We start from the raw sequence: 18,570 nt of genomic DNA on the forward strand, positions 1-18,570 counted from the left end.
AAAAACTGTTTTTTATCAGACAATTGCGTGTTTATACTTGTTTAGAATAATTCTTAATAATGGAATTTATGTACTCATTTTCAGGAAAAATGAAACATTCGCATTATCTTCATAAGATAAAAATCTACAAAATTGAGGGGGCTAAAAACAAAGCTTTACAACAAAAAAATATTAAATTTGCCCTCATTGAACCTATGGAAAAGAAAACGCAAAAACCACAAACCAACGCACAAGAGCAGTCTAAAATTTTATCTAAACCAAGAATTTTCTTCGGTTTACTTTTCATTGTTTTTGCTGGCGTACTTACAATATCGTTTATTTCATATTTACTAAATTGGAAATCAGACCAAAGCCAAGCCGGTGCTTTGATGGATAAAACCATAAAGTCTTCCAATATTTTCGGGAAACTCGGTCAGTGGCTGGGTAAAATTTTTATTTACGAAAGTATAGGAGTGGCGGCATTTATCATTGCTTTCTTATTTCTGGTTTTCGGAACCATGATTTTAAAGAAAAAAATCTTTAAACCTTGGATGACTTTCGGGCATTCTCTGTTTTTCATTTGCTGGCTTCCTATTTTCTTTGGTGCAATTACTAAAGGACAAGGCGTTTTAGGTGGTGTTTACGGATATCAAATTATGGATACTTTAATGTCTATGATTGGTATTATGGGACTTTGGGTAGTTTTAGTGGTGAGTATTGCTTTATATTTTATTCTTGAATTTAATTTAAGACCAAGCTCTATCAAAAATAAACTTGATTCTATCAACGAAAACACCATCGGAAGAGTAAAGGCAATGATGCCTAATTCTGATGAAGAATTTGACGCAGACCAGGAATTAAGCGAAGAAATTGAGACCGAAGAGAAAGAAGAAACCTCAAAAGTAACAGTTCAGGAAGTTTTCCAAACACCAAAGAAGACAGAAAAAATGCCTGAAGTAAAAATTGAAGAGCCTAAAATTGACCCGATTGTTACGCCAAATCATACTTCATTCACAGAAGAAAAAACGGAAGATTTCACAACTTCTGTAACTTTACCTTTGGGAACCACCCCTTCTTTACCAAAAACAAGTCCGCAAGATGCTTTTGAAATGAGTACGCCCAATACCGTAGTTGAAGACATTTCTTTTAAAGTAGAAGTTGCTCCTGTTGTTGATATTTTAGAAGATTCAGATAAACAATCTCAGGAATTAGTAGATAAACACGGTCTTTATGACCACAAATTGGATTTAGCAAAATTCCAAATGCCAACAATTGAACTTCTTAAAGATTACGGAAACGAAGAAATCTCCATCAACAAAGAAGAATTAGAAGAAAACAAAAACAAAATTGTTGGTCTTCTTAAAAACTTCAACGTGGGAATCGCTGAAATTAAAGCTACAATCGGCCCAACAGTTACTTTATATGAAATTGTTCCGGAAGCTGGAATTAGAGTGGCGGCAATAAAAAAACTTCAGGACGACATCGCTTTGAATCTTTCAGCTTTGGGAATCAGAATTATCGCACCAATGCCAGGAAAAGGAACGATTGGGATAGAGGTTCCAAGAAAAAATCCAACGATGGTTTCTATGCGTTCTGTAATTGCTTCTCATAAATTCCAAAATACGGATATGGACCTTCCTGTAGTTTTCGGAAAAACTATTTCTAATGAAATTTTCATGGCCGATTTGTCTAAAATGCCTCACCTTTTGATGGCGGGAGCAACAGGACAAGGTAAATCTGTCGGAATCAACGCGATTTTAACTTCACTTTTATACAAGAAACATCCAAGCGAATTGAAATTTGTAATGGTGGACCCTAAAAAAGTGGAACTTTCTCTTTATTCAAAAATTGAGAGACATTATTTAGCCAAACTTCCGGATGCAGAAGAAGCAATTATTACCGACACAAACAAGGTAATTAATACGCTAAACTCTTTGTGTATCGAGATGGATCAACGTTATGACCTTCTTAAAAATGCTTTCTGTAAAAACTTAAAAGAATACAATAAAAAGTTTGCCGAAAGAAAATTAAACCCTGAAAACGGACACCGTTATTTACCTTACATCGTTTTGGTGGTGGATGAGTTTGCTGATTTGATTATGACTGCAGGAAAAGAAGTTGAGCTTCCTATCGCAAGACTAGCGCAATTGGCAAGAGCCGTTGGAATTCACTTAATTGTTGCTACGCAAAGACCATCTGTAAACGTTATTACAGGGATGATTAAAGCGAATTTCCCAGCAAGAGCGGCATTTAGAGTAATTTCTAGTGTAGATTCTAGAACGATTTTGGATTCTCCAGGAGCAGATCAATTGATAGGTAAAGGAGATATGCTTTACTTTAACGGAAACGAAATTTTAAGACTTCAATGTGCTTTTGTTGATACTCCTGAAGTAGAAAGATTGGCAGAATTTATTGGGGAACAAAAAGGGTATGCCTCAGCGTTTTTACTTCCGGAATATGTATCAGAAGAAGGAACGAGCACAGTTGGAGCTTTCGATCCCAACGAGAAAGATGCATTGTTTGAAGAAGCGGCAAGAATTATCGTTTCTACACAACAAGGTTCAACTTCTATGCTTCAAAGACAATTAAAATTAGGATATAACAGAGCAGGGAGAATTATGGATCAGCTTGAAGCTAGCGGAATTGTAGGTGGTTTCAACGGAGCAAAAGCAAGAGAAGTTTTGATAAGTGATCTTCATTCTTTGGAACAGTTTTTAGAAGATTTGAAAAATTAATATCCAATTTTAAATAATAATAAAAAATGAAAATTGTAAAATTTATTAAGGGGTCTTTTTTAATTTCTACCGCTTTAATGCTGTCTTCTTGTGCCTTGAAATCAATCCCGAGTGACTATAATACGGTGAAATTAGATATTGTAAACACCGAAAATTTAGGTAATGGAAAAGTTTTAGTTTATAACGGCGCTGGAATAATGCATTCGGCAGACAACACAGCAAGATTAAATGTTTGGGTTGATGGAAAATCGTTGGGACAAATCAAAGCCAGAGAATATCTGATTGTTGATCTTAATAAAGGAAATCGCGAGTTTAAAATTCTTCATATCGATATGGTAAATATGAAAAGTACTCATCAGATTGACATAAATGAAAATACGAAAGTAGTAAGATTAGAACCAACAATTACCTCAAATAAAGCAACAGTAACAAATACATTGCCTGACAATTTTGATAAGTACAGGTACAGAGTTGAAAAAACTCAATAGGTTAATTGTTTTTAGACAGATTCTTTGGAACAGTTTTTGGAAGATTTGCGCAGTTAAAATTTAACCTAAAAATTTATACTTTTTTTAATATTTAATTTTTTTAACCTAAATATTAAATGAAAGTCTAAGAAATAGAACAGAAAATAAAAAATGAAAAATTTAATCGTAAAAATATCGGCTGCTGCTTTAATTATCGTAAATGCTGGTTTTGCACAAGCTCAAAAAATTGATGCAAAATCTAAGAAAATCCTTGATGATGTAACCGCAAATTACAATGCTAAAAAGAATTCTTACTTCAAATTTGCTTTTGGAAGTGGCATTAACGGGAAAGTAAATAAAACAGAAACCGGAATTTATTATTCAGCGGGAGATAAATATAAGTTGAAAATCATGGAAACAGAACAGATTTTCGACGGTAGTAAAATTTATAACATCAACACAGAAGATATGGAAGTAACGGTGGCAAAACCTAATTCTGGAAGCCAAATGTTCTCCCCTATCAATTATCTTTCAAGCTACAGAAATGAATACAATGTAACGTACAGCGGAAAGAAAAAAGTAAACGGAGTAAATGCAGATTTCATTAAGTTGACCCCAGTAAAATCTAATGGTTTACAGTATGTCTATCTTTATATTGATTCTGCTAAAAAACAAATGCTAAAGCTAGAACAATACGGAAACAATAAAGATATTGCCGTGATTTCTATTCAAGAATATAAAGAAAACCAGCAATTGGATCCACAAATGTTTACGTTTGATAAAAACAAATACAAAACGTATTTGGTAACTGAATTATAAAAATTCAAAAAAAAACATAAAAAAATGCCTGTGAAATTCACAGGCATTTTCTATTTGAAAAGAATTACTTTTTAATGATTTTAAAGCTTTGAGTTTTATCTTTTGTCACTACTTTTAGGATGTAATTCCCTTTGGTAATAGAGGTAAGATCTAGCTTATTTTCTTGTTTTTTATCCAAAGAATATGTTTGTAATAATTGTCCTGCAGGATTGTAAAGTTCAGCAGTTTTCACATCAATATTATTACTGTTGCTTATCGTGATAATCCCTGAAGTTGGGTTTGGATATACAGAAAGACCTTTTAGTTTTTCAGTTTCTTCAACACTTAAACTTGCGTAATTACAGTTGTACACATAGATTTCATCAAGATACCAACCATCAACACCACCGCAACCATCAGTTCCTATTTCAAATCTAAATTTAATATTCGAATTTGGTGCTACACCCAGAGCGCTTAAGTTGATAACGCTTTGCCCCCAACTTCCTTCAAGACTTCCTTCATCCACACCAGTAAACGCTTCCTGATTTTTTATAGGATTATCATTATTGGTATTTACTAGCGTAGCATTATAAGGATTTACAGTAAATGCAGTAGATGGAACAAGCGTCCATGCGCCTCCATTAAGGCTGTATTTTATGTTTCCACCATCATAGTTTAACTCTGTAGCGACATAGTGATTGAATGCCATTTCATAATTTCCTGCAGTATAATTAGGAAATGTAATCAATGGGCTTTCTAAACGCAAAATACCGTTTTGCAGACTTGTTGTGCAGTTTCCGATATTAGGATCGATACCAATAATACCTTTTCCTGGTCTTGATTTTGGCAATGTTGTATCAATCGCCCAGTCTCTTGGCGTCCATGTTCCTGTAACACCAATATTAGTAACTGTCCAATTTCCTAAGCCATTTTCCCAAGTTTCTGTAAACAAAGCTGCCGAAGTTGCATTTGTACAAAGAGCAGGAGCATCTCCTAAAACAGGGAAGAAAAAACACTGTGTATTTACAGAAGACCTCAGTTTAACTGCCAAAATAGCATTTTGTAAATTTAGCAAATCACTTGCAGAAAACATCTGCCCAGATAAACCAGCCGGCGTTGCAGTTGTTGATAATCCCTGTAAATTAATTCCTATTAAATCATTTAGTGAAGCTTCAAGCGCATTGGCAAAAGAATCATATCCACTTGTTGAAGTAAGGTAAACAGATTGTGCTCTCCACCACAAATGAGCCGCTTTTACAAAACCAATGGGTGCAATTGTATATCCACCGTAAGTACCTCCATCAACTAACAATGAGTACAAACGATTTCCAACCCCCGAATTAACATGAACTCCTCCGGAATCTCCAGTTCCGCAATAGTAATAGTTAATATCTAACATATTTGCAGGGTCATTATTACAGTTAGGATTCCACATATCGCGAATAGGAGCTCCAAATGCAGTGGCATCTTCTCCCATTTTCCATCGTAAAGAACCAGAACAGCTCGTTGTAGTTCTTACCGCTAGATTCTCACCTGTATCTTGATAATTATTTAATAAATCTATGGTTTCTCCCCAAACATCAGAATAAGACTCATTTAAAGCTCCTGCTTGATACGCGTAAATTAAATCACTTGTATATTCTGTATAAGCATGTCCCCATTCGTGGGCAACAACATCGTCTGCGGCTGTTCCTGTACAATAATTTGCCGTAACACCGTTCCAGTTTGCATTTGGACAATTGATGTTGGGATTATTATTGATCGTAACCATGCTATGATCTGCATTGTCGTAAGAAGTGTAATTGAATGCGTTCTTAAAGAAATTATAGACATGTTCAGAAGTTACCACTTCATTTTGCTGCCATTGATTTAAAACACCAGGAAAAGCATTTCCTTCTGACCATTTTAGATTGACTGCAGTTGTATTCGTTTCGTATAATTTTCTATCAATTACATTATGAATACCTGTGAATTGATCGACAAATTTACCGGTATGCGCATCTATAAATAAAAACTCTCTAACGTCATTTTCATTCGTTACCTCTACTTCATAAGCCAAAAAAGTTTGGATATTTGTGTTTTGCGCTAAACCTCTCGGAAAGTATAATAATCTAAGTCTACCAATTTTTAAAGGAATATTGGCAAAGCTCAGTTTTTGATCTGCAACCATAGCTTTCGCAATATCTGCAGCTTTTTCTCTACTAATTTCGGCAATAGCAGTATCATTAATATTCGGAATAATATTTCCGTTTACAGAATTCAGTTCTCCTTTTACGTTAAAATGAAATTTTAAAAGACCGTCATATACCTGTACACCTTTATAAACTTGTGCAAAAACAATATTTTTAAGCCCGTAATTATCTGTAACTTCTTTTACAAATACCAAATCTTGAGGAGAACTCAGGCTAAAAGCCTTATAATTTGTAGCGATAAATTGTTCTGCTTTTTCTTTAGCACTTACACCGTTCAGTTCTAAAGCTTTATTGCTAAATCTTACGAAGTTTACCGTCTGTGTATTTGGATTAACAGTAATCTCTGCATTGGTTTTTCTCTTAAATTCTAAAATGTCTTTAGATTGAGAATAGCCAAGTACAGATGCTGTGGCCAAAATAGTTAATACAAGTTTTTTCATATAAATTTTTACTCTTAGATTTAAAACCGACAAATTTAGAATAAAAAACAATTAATAAAATATTATTTTCAAAAATAATTAAAGAAATATAGCAATAAAAACATCAAATATTAAATATTTTTAGTTTTTTCACATTTTTAAAACCTTTTAAAACTATGCGTATAATTATCAATCACAATCTTATGTTTTTTTATAAATTTGCTTCATGTTTAAAATTTTAGACCGCTACATCATAAAGACCTTTTTTGGGCCTTTCTTTTTTATATTTAGTGTGCTCTTTTTCATCTTTATTGTAAATATTGTATGGATTCAGCTTGGGCAGTTTATGGGAAAAGGATTAAGTACTTTCCAAATCCTTAAATTACTTTTTTACCTGGGTGTAAATGTAATCACCATGGTTTTGCCACTCACCATACTTTTGGCAAGTATTATGTCTTTTGGAGAGTTTGGAGAACGGTACGAATTGGCCGCCATGAAAGCAGCGGGGATTTCACTTACGCGGGTAATGATTCCGTTATTTGGGGTTACAACAGTTTTGGCTATTCTTCTTTATTTTTTCTCTAATAATATCGTTCCCGATTTTCAAAGAAAGGCTAAAAATATGCTTTTCAATATTGCACAAACCAAACCTGCATTGAATTTCACTCCGGGACAGTTTATTGACCAAATCCCTGGTTACATGGTAAAATTCGATAAAATTGAAGGCGAAAATGCAGAAAAACTAACAGGAGTATTTATTCATAGAAAAGCCAACACCTTTGATAATCAGCAATCAATTGTGGCAGAAAGAGGTGCGTTTGTTCCGGCAACAAATCCCGCATATCTTAAATTACTACTATTTAATGGCTATGTTTTTGAAGACAGCTATGCTGGAAAAGGTGAAAATGTACGTTTAAAACAACCTGATCAAGCCATAAAATTTGATACTTTAACTGCTCATTTCGATATAAGTGAAATCATCAACAAAGCAATTGAAAAAGAACAAATTACAGACGACTACCGTTTTCAAACGTATAAAGAACTAAATTCTACCATAAAAACGGTTCAGAAAGACAATAAAAGATTGGCAGATAATATGAGTGCAGATTTAATCTCGCAGAGCAACTCGGTTATCACGTATATGGACAGAAACAAAGTGAAAGCTCCCACAAAATCCCAGTACAAACTAGACACGATAAAATCTGCAAAAAAACTTGATTTAATCTTCAACGGATACAATCGTTTAGACAATATTAAAAGCAGTTTAGACAGCAAAAACAACGAGCTGAACCCAAGTGTAAAATACTTTAGCAAAGTAATTATTTACCAGCAAAGAATTCTAACTTATTCTGTTACCTGTATTATTTTCTTTATGATTGGGGCAAGTTTAGGATCTATTATCAGAAAAGGAGGAATGGGTCTTCCTGTAATTATCGCAATTGTAATATTCATTATTTTCTATGTCATTAATGTAGGTTGCGAAAATATTGCTTGGACTGGAAAAATAAGCCCTTATTTGGCTGCATGGCTACCCAATTTAATACTCTTCCCTTTTGGAGTTTGGATGACTTACAAAGCACTCACAGATTCGCAGTTATTTGATGCTGAAAAATATAAAGCTCTTGTAAAACCAATTACTAAACGCTTTGCCAAACAAAAAGAACATCAAAGATATCAATAGAAAGAATGATGGCACAAAGATTGCAAACTGTAAAATATCTTTTCATCATTCATATCATATTTAAATTGACAAAAAAAATCCTCAGAAAAACATTCTGAGGATTTTTTTATTTCTAATTATCTTTTTTATTTTTTGATGAATTTAAATGTTTTTCCATCAAGATTTAAAATATAATTTCCAGTTTCTAAACTGTTTACAAAAATACTTTTTTTGCTTTTGAACGGCTCTTTTTCTGAGTAGATAAGCTTTCCTGAATAATCAAAAATCTGTGCACTTTTAATGGCGTCAATCTTTCCATTTACAAATAAATTATCAGACACGGGGTTTGGATAAATACTTACTTCTTTAAGATCTGCAAAAAGAATATCATGAGTAGAAAGCGTGCCTAAATTTTGGCAATAATCACTCGCATAAATATTCCATTCATTAATATCGAAAGCTGTAGTAGGATTCGTTACCGTAGGTTTTCTGTAGAGAGAAACATTAGACAAAACAGAGCTATTACTTTGCGAGCTCACTCCTATCCCATCAACAGTAGAAGATTTATATCTTAGCTCGATATAATTACTCCCTGTGAAAGTCATTTGTGGCGCTGCCGTTGCAATTTTTGCTTGATTTATTGTAAAACATGTAAAATTAGCATTAGGATTTATCACAACAAAACTTTCATTATTCTCCACTATTCCTTCCAACTCAAAAGCATCAGGAAAATAATAATTGGTTCCACTGTAATACTGAATAGACAATCTGTAATCACTTAAATTAATAGAATGCCCGGTTTTATTGGTAATTTCTAATGCTTTATTATTAGAACTTCCTTCTAAATATTTTGAAACATATAAATCTTTTGCGTAAACATCAGTAGCCAAAGTAGTTGCCGCTACAGAATTACTATCCGAAGAATACAAATATCCGTTATCGTACGCTTTAACAGTGAAATTATATGCCGTAGAAGGCGTTAAATGATCTACCGTGAAAGAATTTGTTTTGCTTACTCCCACTAAAGTTCCGTTTTGATAAATTTTATAACCAATAACGTCTGAACTTGAACTTGCACTCCAATTCAAATTAACAAAATAGGCAGAATTTTGCGACACTGTAAGATTTGATGGCGCGTTTGGAACAACCGAATCTGGCGTTTGCCCCCAAATCGTATTCACCCAAGAAGGGTTATCAATAAAAGGATTTCTATTTTTCTGTAAATTGTAGACCGCGTTATTTCTATCAATTTCCCGTTGCGAAACCGGATCCTGATTATGCCACTGCAACAACATCGCAAGATAAGCAGGTTCAAAAGCACGTTCTTCATTTCCGTCTAAAGGATTGGTGTCCGAAGCAGGATTGGTATTGTTATTAAAATTAAAAGTTCCTAACTTACCTTCGTATCTCACTGCAAAATACAGCAAACATCTTGCTACATCGCCTTTAAACTCATTGATAGGCTCATAAACTCTTCCTGTATACACATAATTAGGAATCGCAGAATTTCCAATTTTTGAAGTGTTTGAAAAGGTATAGTACGTTGTAGAACCCGCAATTCCGTAAGGATAATTACTTCGTAACTGATTAATTCTCGCATCTGTAGGAACTACATAAAACAAATCAGAATACATCGGATAACCACTGTAAAAAGTACTTTGAGGCATCATATGCTCTCGGTTCCAACCTAAACCTTCAGATCCCGCACTCCCGATAATTTGTGCCGTTGTATATTCGTAAGAATCTACTCCCGTTGGGATTTCAGAATAAATATCCAACAAAAGCGTCGTATTGCTTGCGCCATGATCATAATATTGATCTAAATCTGTTTGATTATAATAATTGGTTAAATCTCCATAATGCCAGTTCACTGTTTTATTAGAGATAATATCGTGTAGCTTTGTCTTTAAAGCATATCCTGTTAAACCCACCGTTCCGTCGTAATAACCCGCTGGAACTTGAGCAGATAACATGGCTGATAAAAATACAGCAGAGAATAAAATTTTCTTCATACCTAAAAATTGGGCTGCTAAGTTAAGATTTTATTATATCCGAATGATTATGTTAAATATTAAAATTTTATGAACAATTAAATTAATATACTGATTACAAATTGTTTAAAAATAAATTCAGATGCTGACCATAATTTTTTTGCTATTTCGTCAATTTAATTATCTTTGGGCACAAACTAGTATGTGATATGAATACAGAAACAATGGATAACCTAAAAATGATAGCCGAAACGGCGAGAGACTTTGCAGAAAAAAACATCAGACCTAATATTATGGAATGGGACGAAAGCCAAACTTTCCCAAAAGAACTGTTCCATCAACTAGGTGAAATGGGTTTTATGGGAATTGTAATCCCTGAACAATATGGAGGATCTGGTCTTGGATATCAAGAATATGTTACCATTCTAGACGAAATTTCTCAGGTAGACCCTTCAATTGGGCTTTCTCTTGCAGCACACAACTCTCTTTGCACCAATCATATTTATGAATTCGGAAACGAAGAGCAAAGAAACAAATGGCTTCCACAGCTGGCTTCTGGTAAAGTAATCGGAGCTTGGGGACTTACAGAGCACAACACAGGCTCTGATTCTGGAGGAATGTCTACAACCGCTGTAAAAGATGGCGATGATTGGATTATTAACGGGGCTAAAAACTTCATCACTCACGCAATTTCTGGTGATATTGCTGTCGTAATGACAAGAACAGGAGAAATTGGCGCGAAAAACAACTCTACCGCTTTTGTTTTAGAAAAAGGAATGCCTGGTTTTACTTCTGGTAAAAAAGAAAACAAATTAGGAATGAGAGCTTCTGAAACAGCAGAATTAATTTTCGATAACGTACGCGTTCCGGATTCTCACAGATTAGGAGAAGTAGGTGAAGGTTTCAAACAAGCAATGAAAATTTTGGATGGAGGTAGAATTTCTATCGCTGCCCTAAGTTTAGGAACGGCAAGAGGCGCTTATAAAGCTGCATTAAAATATGCGCAAGAAAGAAAACAATTCGGAAGATCAATCTCAGATTTCCAAGCTATCAACTTTATGTTGGCAGATATGGCTACAGAAATTGATGCATCTGAACTACTAATCAGAAGAGCAGCAACGATGAAAAATGCCAAAGAAAAAATGACTAGAGAAGGAGCAATGGCAAAACTATATGCTTCTGAAGCTTGCGTAAGAATTTCAAACAATGCTGTACAAATTTTCGGTGGATACGGCTATACTAAAGACTTCCCTGCTGAAAAATTCTATAGAGATTCTAAACTTTGTACTATTGGAGAAGGAACTTCTGAAATCCAAAGATTAGTAATTGGAAGAGATATTACAAAATAAATTTTTGCTAAAAATATTTTAAACCGTTCTTACTCTAAGGACGGTTTATTTTTTTACCTACTTAAAGTATTATGAAATCGATTGAACAGCTATATTTTAAACCATATTCAATGCATTGCATATTGTTTTACATGTAGAGTCTAAATTTTTCTTAAAAAATTTTGTTTTTGATAATATATTTTTTATTAGATTTGGAATTCCACAATCAAAATAGAATTTATATGAAAAAACAACTACTTGTGATTGGAATGCTTTTCACATCAGGCATTTCATTCGCACAAACTGACCGACTTTGGACTGAAAGCTCCAACAAAACTGCTTCAGAGGTATTCGAAAACAAAACCAACCTTCTTAATCCAAGAATTTATTCTCTTGATGTACAAGGATTAAAGAATATCCTCGCAAAAGCTCCTAAAAGAGTTGCAACAGGAGAAAAGTCGGAACTCATCATCTCTTTTCCTAATTCCGAAGGAAAACTTGAAAACTTTAAAGTAAGAGAAAACTCCAACTTCACCCCAGAACTGGCAGCAAAATACCCCGAAATCAAATCTTACGTTGGAGAAGGACTGGAAAACTCAAATGCCACAATTTATTTCAGCATCTCCCCTTTAGGGCTTTCTTCAATGGAAATTTACGGTGATAAATCGGCGGTATTTATAGAGCCTTACACCAAAGATCTAAGCACTTATGCAGTTTACAAAAAAACCGACAAGAAAGACAATCTAAACACCTTTGAGTGCACCGTTCTGGATGTTGCTCAAAAAGGAATCTCTAGCAGCAACAGTTTAGTTTTAAGACCCAATGCTGATGATGCAAAACTGAGAACTTTCAGACTCGCACTTTCATGCACTGGCGAATATACAACCTACTTTGGTGGTACAAAAGCCAACGCACTAGCTGCAATGAACAACACAATGACCCGAGTAAACGGAGTTTTTGAAAAAGATTTTTCAGCAAGAATGGTACTAATTGCCAACAATGACGCAATTATTTACACAAACGCTTCTACAGACCCATATTCCGCTGCTGCACAAATGAGCAGTTGGAACTCTCAGCTACAATCTACTTTAACATCAGTAATTGGCGAAGCAAACTATGATGTTGGTCACCTTTTTGGAGCTTCTGGAGGTGGTGGCAATGCAGGGTGCATTGGCTGTGTTTGTGTAAATGGTTCAAAAGGAAGTGGCTACACTTCTCCTTCCGATGGAATTCCGTCTGGTGATAATTTTGACATAGATTATGTAGCTCATGAACTTGGACACCAGTTTGGAGGCAATCACACCTTTTCTATGAGTAATGAAGGAACAGGCGTAAATATGGAACCAGGCTCTGGTTCTACCATTATGGGATATGCCGGAATTACAAGCCAGGATATCCAACCACACTCTGATGCGTTTTTCCATGCAATCAGCATTCAACAAATCACAGATAACATTAAAGCTAAAACCTGCCCAACAAGCACAAGTACAGGAAACTCAATCCCAACTGCTAATGCAGGTTTAGATTACACAATTCCTAAAGGAACACCTTTTATGCTTACCGGTACCGGTACAGATGCAAACGGAGATTCTCTTACATACATTTGGGAACAGATGAACAACGCATCTTCTACACAAACCGGGGCAAGTTCTGCAGCAAGCGCAACAAAAGCATCTGGCCCAACTTTCAGATCTTGGACACCACAAACTACACCTGTAAGATATTTTCCAAGAATGGCATCCGTTTTAGCAGGAGCAACAACAACTGCGGGTTCCGAGATTACAGTAGAAGCATTATCTAATGTAGCAAGAACCTATAATTTCAGATTTACAGTAAGAGACAACAGAGCCGGAGGATCCGGAAATAATTCTGACGACACGGTAATTACTGTAAACGGAACAGCTGGTCCATTCTCTGTAAGTTCACAAAATACTACAACAACATATACAGGCGGCACCTCACAAACCATTACCTGGAATGTAGCAGGAACAACAGCAAACGGTGTAAACGCAGCCAATGTAGATATTCTTTGGTCTACAGACTCTGGAAATAACTGGACTACTCTCCTATCTGCAACTCCAAATGACGGTTCGCAAGCAGTAACCATTCCTAACTCTTCCACAACTACAGGAAGAATTATGGTAAAAGGTTCTAATCATATTTTCTTTGATGTAAATAATGCCAATATTACGGTAAATGCAGGTTCAGGAACAACAGATACAATAGCTCCTACAGCTCCAACTCTCGCAGCATCCGGAACAACGTCTACTACTACAAACTTATCTTGGTCTGGTGCCACAGACGCAGTTGGCGTAACAGGTTATGATGTTTACCAAGGTACCTCACTTATCGGAAGTACAGCTTCTACAACGTACTCAGTGACAAGTTTAAGCCCTTCAACCACTTATACTTTCTCTGTGAAAGCCAAAGATGCTGCAGGAAACATTTCTACAGCAAGCAACTCAGTAAGTGTGACAACATTAACTGGTGTGGCTGTATCTTACTGTTCAGCAACAGCAACCAATACTGCAGACGAAAAAATAGGCAATGTAACTTTTGGTAACATCAACAATACTTCTACAGGTATGGCGGGATTCGAAGACTTTACTGCAATCTCTACCACTGTAACAAAGGGGACGGCTTATAATATTTCGATAACACCAGTATGGACTTCAACAAAATACAATGAAGCGTATGCAGTTTACATCGACTACAATGGCGACGGAGATTTTGCAGACAGCGGAGAATTAGCTTGGTCTAAAGCAGGTTCTACAACAAGTCCTGCAACTGGATCAATCACAATTCCATCAACCGCTACGGTAGGAAGCACAAGAATGAGAGTAATGATGAAATACAGCAGTTTACCTACATCATCTTGCGGCTCTTATACATACGGACAGGTAGAAGATTATACGTTAAACATCCAATCATCTGCAAGAACAGAAGAAACAAATACAAGAGAATTATATAGCGATGTAAAACTATATCCAAACCCGACTAAAGATGTTTTATATATATCAAATACAACGACAGAAGATTATAAAATCTTCGATATGGGTGGAAAACTAATCAATTCAGGAAAACTTCAAAGAGGATCTGTAAATGTAAGCGCATTAATAAAAGGAGCTTACCTAATACAAATCGGAGAAATCTCTAAAAGATTTATTAAAAATTAATTTTTAGAAACTCTCAAAATCAAAGAAAAGGCTATCGGGAAACCGTTAGTCTTTTTTTATAATAAACTGAAAGACAAAAAATGATTTAAATAGAGATAGTAATCATTTCTCAATTATCAACAGTCATTTCTCGATCATCTTTTTTATATTTGTCTTAAATTTATTATATATCAATGGAGAAGATCGACAGCCTAAACCAAGTGGCAGAATTTCATACAACTTTTAAAGCACCAATTTTAGATACCCCACAAATCCCTTCAACAGACAGATGCAACCTTAGAGTTGAACTTTTACAGGAAGAATTAAACGAACTAAAACAAGCCATTGCAGACCATAACATTGTAGAAATTGCAGATGCTTTGTGCGATTTACAATACGTTTTGAGCGGCGCGGTGCTAGAATTTGGTTTAGGTGAAAAATTTGTAGAACTCTTCAACGAAGTTCAGAGAAGCAACATGTCTAAAGCATGTGACAACGAAGAACAAGCACAAGAAACTGTAGATTTTTATAAAGAAAAAGAAGTAGAATCTTTCTACGAAAAATCAGGAGAAAAATACAATGTGTACAGAAAAGCGGATCACAAAGTATTAAAAAACAAATACTACTCTCCTGCAGATCTGAAACACATTATTGAAAAATAAAATGAAAAAACTTATCACAAATATTTTTATTGCTTCTGCATTACTTTTGGCAGCGCAACAAATTAACGCACAAAAAGTAGTCGTAAACCGAGAGGTAGAAACTACTGAAGATGGAAAAATGCTTTTAGGACACCAACTGAAAGATCAATTTACCAAAGAACCTTATGCACAGTGGTATGTGAAAGAGCATGATGAATATGCTTTAGACCAAAACGCCATAAAAGAGCTTAGAAAAGGTAAAATTACCAGTTACGACATTATCGTATTTATGGGAACTTGGTGTGAAGACAGCCACCGAGATTTCCCAAGATTAATGAGAATTCTGGAAGAACTAAAATTTCCAGATGCAAGATTAACTATCATTGCGGTAAACAGAAAAAAAGAATCTCCAACAGGTGACGAAAGCATTCATAATATCCAAAAAGTTCCTACCATTATTGTTCAGAAATACGGCAAGGAAATTGGCAGAATTATAGAAATGCCTACAACCGGCTATATTGAAAGAGATTTGGTGGAAATTTTAAAAAAGGATGATGATTCAGTAATCAAAGAAATTTTTAAATAAAAGTTTTGAGAAATATAAAATTACCTATCGCATTTCTAGCAGGAGTATTATTGATGACGCTCCTGTTTTTTAGTTTCAAATCATGCTTTAACACAAGCAATAAAGAAGAAACTTCAGATTATTATCTCATTACCAATCAAATTTCTAAAATGAATAAGATGGTAGTGATGGAGCAAAACACGTCGATGATGCAAAAAAGCAAGTTCAGCTATACCTTTTTAGGGGCTGAAATGACGAGCAACAACATCATTACGTACACCAAAACCAATGCTCAGGTTTCTTATGATTTAAACAAGATGAAAATGGAAGTAGATTCCATCAACAAAAAATTGATTATTAAAGAACTTCCAGAACCGGAAATAAGAATTACACCAAGTGTGGAAATTCAGTCGATGGATGATTCTTTTGTGAACAGAATTACGGAAAAAGATGTGAAAAGCGTTACTCAAAAAGCAAAAGCTGCAGCAATAAAATCTATCGACCAAAATAAACTAAAAGCCGAAGGTAAAAAACAACTTTTAGAAAATCTAGACAACATCTTTGTTTTGGCAAAGGCTTTGAATTATAAAATCGAGGATCAAACCGGTAAATTAGGCGTTCTCGGATTATAATTTACTTATTCTGAATCCTCTTTAACTAAAAATATTAAAATATGGATTCTAAAACCAATCACAAAACGAAAGAATCTGCAAACTCTGCGGAAACAAAGAAACAGAATGAAGATTTTAGAGATCTTCCCGCTGCATCTGAAAAGCAAAATCCATCGGATGTAGACAAAAAAGATGTACAAAAATCATCGCAAAATAAATCGGGAAAAACCGATAACGAAAAATAACAAAAGGCTCTGCTTCATACGAAACAGAGCCTTTTTAAAAAATATAAAAAATCAAACTAAAACACTTTTCTATACAATCGTAGATTTTCCTAAAGAAACATTCTCATGATTGTAATAACTTTTCTCTGAAAAACGAATATAATCAGAAATAAAACTTCCAACTTCCGAAGTAGAATACGGTTGTTGAGCGCTCAAATCAATTGTTACATAACGATTTTCAATTGCATGCTCCACAGATTCTCTCAATTTTTCTGCGGCAGCATTCAAATTCAAATAATCCAACATCATGGCTGCACTCAAAATTGAAGCAACAGGATTAGCAATTCCCTTCCCTTTTGCTTGAGGGTAAGAACCATGGATAGGCTCAAACATTGCGTTTTCCAAACCAATAGAAGCTGAAGGAAGCAAACCAATAGAACCACCAATTACGCTCGCTTCATCAGAAATAATGTCGCCAAACATATTTTCGGTAAGAATCACATCAAAGCTTTTCGGATTCAAAATTAATTGCATCGCTGCGTTATCTACAAACATAAAATCGAGTTCTACATCAGGATATTCTGCGGCAATTTCCTTGCAGATTTTCCTCCATAATCTTGAGGTATCTAAAACATTGGCTTTATCAACCAAAGTCAGTTTTTTTCTACGTTTTTGCGCTTCCTGAAACGCCATATGCGCAATCGGAACAATTTCTTCTACTGTATATTTACAAATATCATAAGCATAACCCGCTTCAGAATCTGTAAATTTTTCACCGAAATAAATTCCACTTACCAGTTCTCTAAAAATTTGAATATCAGTCCCGTCGATAATTTCCTCCTTTAACGGACTTTTTTTAATCAAACTTCTATATGTTTTTAAAGGTCGAATATTCGCAAACAAACCAAGCTCTTTTCTAAGCTTCAACAAACCTTGTTCTGGACGCACTTTCGCATCAGGATTGTTATCAAACGATGGGTCGCCAATTGCTCCAAAAAGCACCGCATCCGAAGCTTTACAAAGCTCCAAAGTTTCGTCTGGCAAAGGATTTCCTATTTGGAAAATAGCTTCTGCGCCAACCAAACCGTTTTCAAATTCGAAAGAATATTCAAAAACCTCTCCTATTGTTTTTAAAATCTTAATACTTTCAGCAGTAACTTCCGGTCCGATTCCGTCGCCAGAAAGAACGGCGATTTTAAAGTTTTTACTCATACACTTTTTGTGTTTTTAATTCAAAATTTCGAATATTTTCTTTTTTGCTGATTAAAAAATCAATATCATCATAGCCATTAATCAGACATATTTTTTTATAAGGATCCAGTTCAAATATTTCTGTTTTTCCATTAAAGCTAATGCTTTGTTTTTCTACATCTACATTGATTTTGGCTTCAGGATTTTCTGTAATACCGCCTAAAATTTCTTTTAAAAATTCTTCTGAAACTTTTACTGGAAGCAAACCGTTATTCAAAGCATTTCCTCTGAAAATATCCGCGAAAAAACTAGAAACCACGACTTTAAAACCATAATCTGTTAACGCCCAAGCCGCGTGTTCTCTACTGCTTCCACATCCGAAATTGTTTCCTGCAACCAAAATTTCACCTGAATATTTAAGATTGTTTAAAACAAAATCAGGATTCGGTTCCCCTGTTTTCGCATAACGCCAATCACGGAAGAGATTTTCGCCAAAGCCTTTTTTATCGATGCTTTTTAAAAATCTTGCCGGAATAATCTGGTCTGTATCTATATTTTCTGTCGGCAGCGGTACTGCTTTAGACTCTAAAATTGTTAATTTTTGCATTTCTGTG

At 34.8% G+C, this 18,570-nt stretch carries 14 protein-coding genes; 10 read left to right on the forward strand and 4 right to left on the reverse strand.

Annotated elements, in window-relative coordinates; genetic code table 11:
* Positions 1-194 precede the first annotated feature (194 nt).
* From AC2A1D_RS16755 to lolA1, 3 genes are all read left to right on the forward strand, one after another.
* Entirely contained in the window at positions 195-2,714 is a 2,520-nt protein-coding gene (locus tag AC2A1D_RS16755; RefSeq protein WP_484044796.1) for an FtsK/SpoIIIE family DNA translocase, read from the forward strand.
* A 26-nt stretch (positions 2,715-2,740) separates the two neighbouring features.
* Complete coding sequence (locus tag AC2A1D_RS16760) at positions 2,741-3,202, forward strand: hypothetical protein (protein WP_484044726.1); 462 nt, start codon at positions 2,741-2,743, stop codon at positions 3,200-3,202.
* A 150-nt stretch (positions 3,203-3,352) separates the two neighbouring features.
* Positions 3,353-4,000: an outer membrane lipoprotein periplasmic chaperone LolA1 gene (gene lolA1, locus AC2A1D_RS16765; RefSeq protein WP_484044727.1), complete on the forward strand. Its 648-nt coding sequence runs from the start codon at positions 3,353-3,355 to the stop codon at positions 3,998-4,000.
* A gap of 64 nt (positions 4,001-4,064) precedes the next feature.
* Here lolA1 and AC2A1D_RS16770 read toward each other — a convergent pair whose 3' ends face one another.
* Complete coding sequence (locus AC2A1D_RS16770; RefSeq protein WP_484044728.1) at positions 4,065-6,611, reverse strand: M4 family metallopeptidase; 2,547 nt, start codon at positions 6,609-6,611, stop codon at positions 4,065-4,067.
* Positions 6,612-6,816: 205 nt separating this feature from the next.
* Between AC2A1D_RS16770 and AC2A1D_RS16775 the strand changes: the two genes are divergently transcribed.
* Entirely contained in the window at positions 6,817-8,271 is a 1,455-nt protein-coding gene (locus AC2A1D_RS16775) for an LptF/LptG family permease (protein ID WP_484044729.1), read from the forward strand.
* Between the two features lie 125 nt (positions 8,272-8,396).
* Here the strand turns inward: AC2A1D_RS16775 and AC2A1D_RS16780 are convergent, their stop codons facing one another.
* Positions 8,397-10,262 carry an endonuclease gene (locus AC2A1D_RS16780; protein WP_484044730.1) on the reverse strand — a complete coding sequence of 622 codons (1,866 nt, stop codon included), beginning with the start codon at positions 10,260-10,262 and terminating at the stop codon, positions 8,397-8,399.
* 188 nt (positions 10,263-10,450) lie between these two features.
* Between AC2A1D_RS16780 and AC2A1D_RS16785 the strand changes: the two genes are divergently transcribed.
* From AC2A1D_RS16785 to AC2A1D_RS16810, 6 genes are all read left to right on the forward strand, one after another.
* Positions 10,451-11,590, forward strand: a complete 1,140-nt coding sequence (locus AC2A1D_RS16785; protein WP_484044731.1) for an acyl-CoA dehydrogenase family protein — start codon at positions 10,451-10,453, stop codon at positions 11,588-11,590.
* A gap of 221 nt (positions 11,591-11,811) precedes the next feature.
* Positions 11,812-14,745: a reprolysin-like metallopeptidase gene (locus AC2A1D_RS16790; protein ID WP_484044732.1), complete on the forward strand. Its 2,934-nt coding sequence runs from the start codon at positions 11,812-11,814 to the stop codon at positions 14,743-14,745.
* A 173-nt stretch (positions 14,746-14,918) separates the two neighbouring features.
* Positions 14,919-15,386 (forward strand): pyrophosphohydrolase domain-containing protein, encoded by a 468-nt coding sequence (locus AC2A1D_RS16795; protein WP_484044733.1) that lies wholly within the window; start codon positions 14,919-14,921, stop codon positions 15,384-15,386.
* 1 nt (position 15,387) lies between these two features.
* Entirely contained in the window at positions 15,388-15,951 is a 564-nt protein-coding gene (locus AC2A1D_RS16800; RefSeq protein WP_484044734.1) for a TlpA family protein disulfide reductase, read from the forward strand.
* A 5-nt stretch (positions 15,952-15,956) separates the two neighbouring features.
* Positions 15,957-16,562, forward strand: coding sequence for a DUF4230 domain-containing protein (locus AC2A1D_RS16805; RefSeq protein WP_484044735.1), 606 nt, complete (start codon positions 15,957-15,959; stop codon positions 16,560-16,562).
* Positions 16,563-16,603: 41 nt separating this feature from the next.
* Positions 16,604-16,786 carry a hypothetical protein gene (locus tag AC2A1D_RS16810; protein WP_484044736.1) on the forward strand — a complete coding sequence of 61 codons (183 nt, stop codon included), beginning with the start codon at positions 16,604-16,606 and terminating at the stop codon, positions 16,784-16,786.
* A 69-nt stretch (positions 16,787-16,855) separates the two neighbouring features.
* On the opposite strand, the gene leuB is transcribed toward AC2A1D_RS16810, so the two are convergent.
* Entirely contained in the window at positions 16,856-17,977 is a 1,122-nt protein-coding gene (gene leuB, locus AC2A1D_RS16815) for a 3-isopropylmalate dehydrogenase (RefSeq protein WP_484044737.1), read from the reverse strand.
* Positions 17,970-18,563, reverse strand: a complete 594-nt coding sequence (gene leuD / locus AC2A1D_RS16820) for a 3-isopropylmalate dehydratase small subunit (protein WP_484044738.1) — start codon at positions 18,561-18,563, stop codon at positions 17,970-17,972. Before leuD ends, leuB begins: the two co-directional genes overlap by 8 nt.
* Positions 18,564-18,570 lie beyond the last annotated feature (7 nt).

This window comes from Chryseobacterium sp. HNCC26DJ239, from assembly GCF_057180445.1.

Coding starts and splice junctions, on each gene's coding strand:
- AC2A1D_RS16755 (WP_484044796.1), top strand. CDS start 195: ATGGAAAAGAAAACGCAAAAACCACAAACCAACGCACAAGAGCAGTCT.
- AC2A1D_RS16760 (WP_484044726.1), top strand. CDS start 2,741: ATGAAAATTGTAAAATTTATTAAGGGGTCTTTTTTAATTTCTACCGCT.
- lolA1 (WP_484044727.1), top strand. CDS start 3,353: ATGAAAAATTTAATCGTAAAAATATCGGCTGCTGCTTTAATTATCGTA.
- AC2A1D_RS16770 (WP_484044728.1), bottom strand. CDS start 6,611: ATGAAAAAACTTGTATTAACTATTTTGGCCACAGCATCTGTACTTGGC.
- AC2A1D_RS16775 (WP_484044729.1), top strand. CDS start 6,817: ATGTTTAAAATTTTAGACCGCTACATCATAAAGACCTTTTTTGGGCCT.
- AC2A1D_RS16780 (WP_484044730.1), bottom strand. CDS start 10,262: ATGAAGAAAATTTTATTCTCTGCTGTATTTTTATCAGCCATGTTATCT.
- AC2A1D_RS16785 (WP_484044731.1), top strand. CDS start 10,451: ATGAATACAGAAACAATGGATAACCTAAAAATGATAGCCGAAACGGCG.
- AC2A1D_RS16790 (WP_484044732.1), top strand. CDS start 11,812: ATGAAAAAACAACTACTTGTGATTGGAATGCTTTTCACATCAGGCATT.
- AC2A1D_RS16795 (WP_484044733.1), top strand. CDS start 14,919: ATGGAGAAGATCGACAGCCTAAACCAAGTGGCAGAATTTCATACAACT.
- AC2A1D_RS16800 (WP_484044734.1), top strand. CDS start 15,388: ATGAAAAAACTTATCACAAATATTTTTATTGCTTCTGCATTACTTTTG.
- AC2A1D_RS16810 (WP_484044736.1), top strand. CDS start 16,604: ATGGATTCTAAAACCAATCACAAAACGAAAGAATCTGCAAACTCTGCG.
- leuB (WP_484044737.1), bottom strand. CDS start 17,977: ATGAGTAAAAACTTTAAAATCGCCGTTCTTTCTGGCGACGGAATCGGA.
- leuD (WP_484044738.1), bottom strand. CDS start 18,563: ATGCAAAAATTAACAATTTTAGAGTCTAAAGCAGTACCGCTGCCGACA.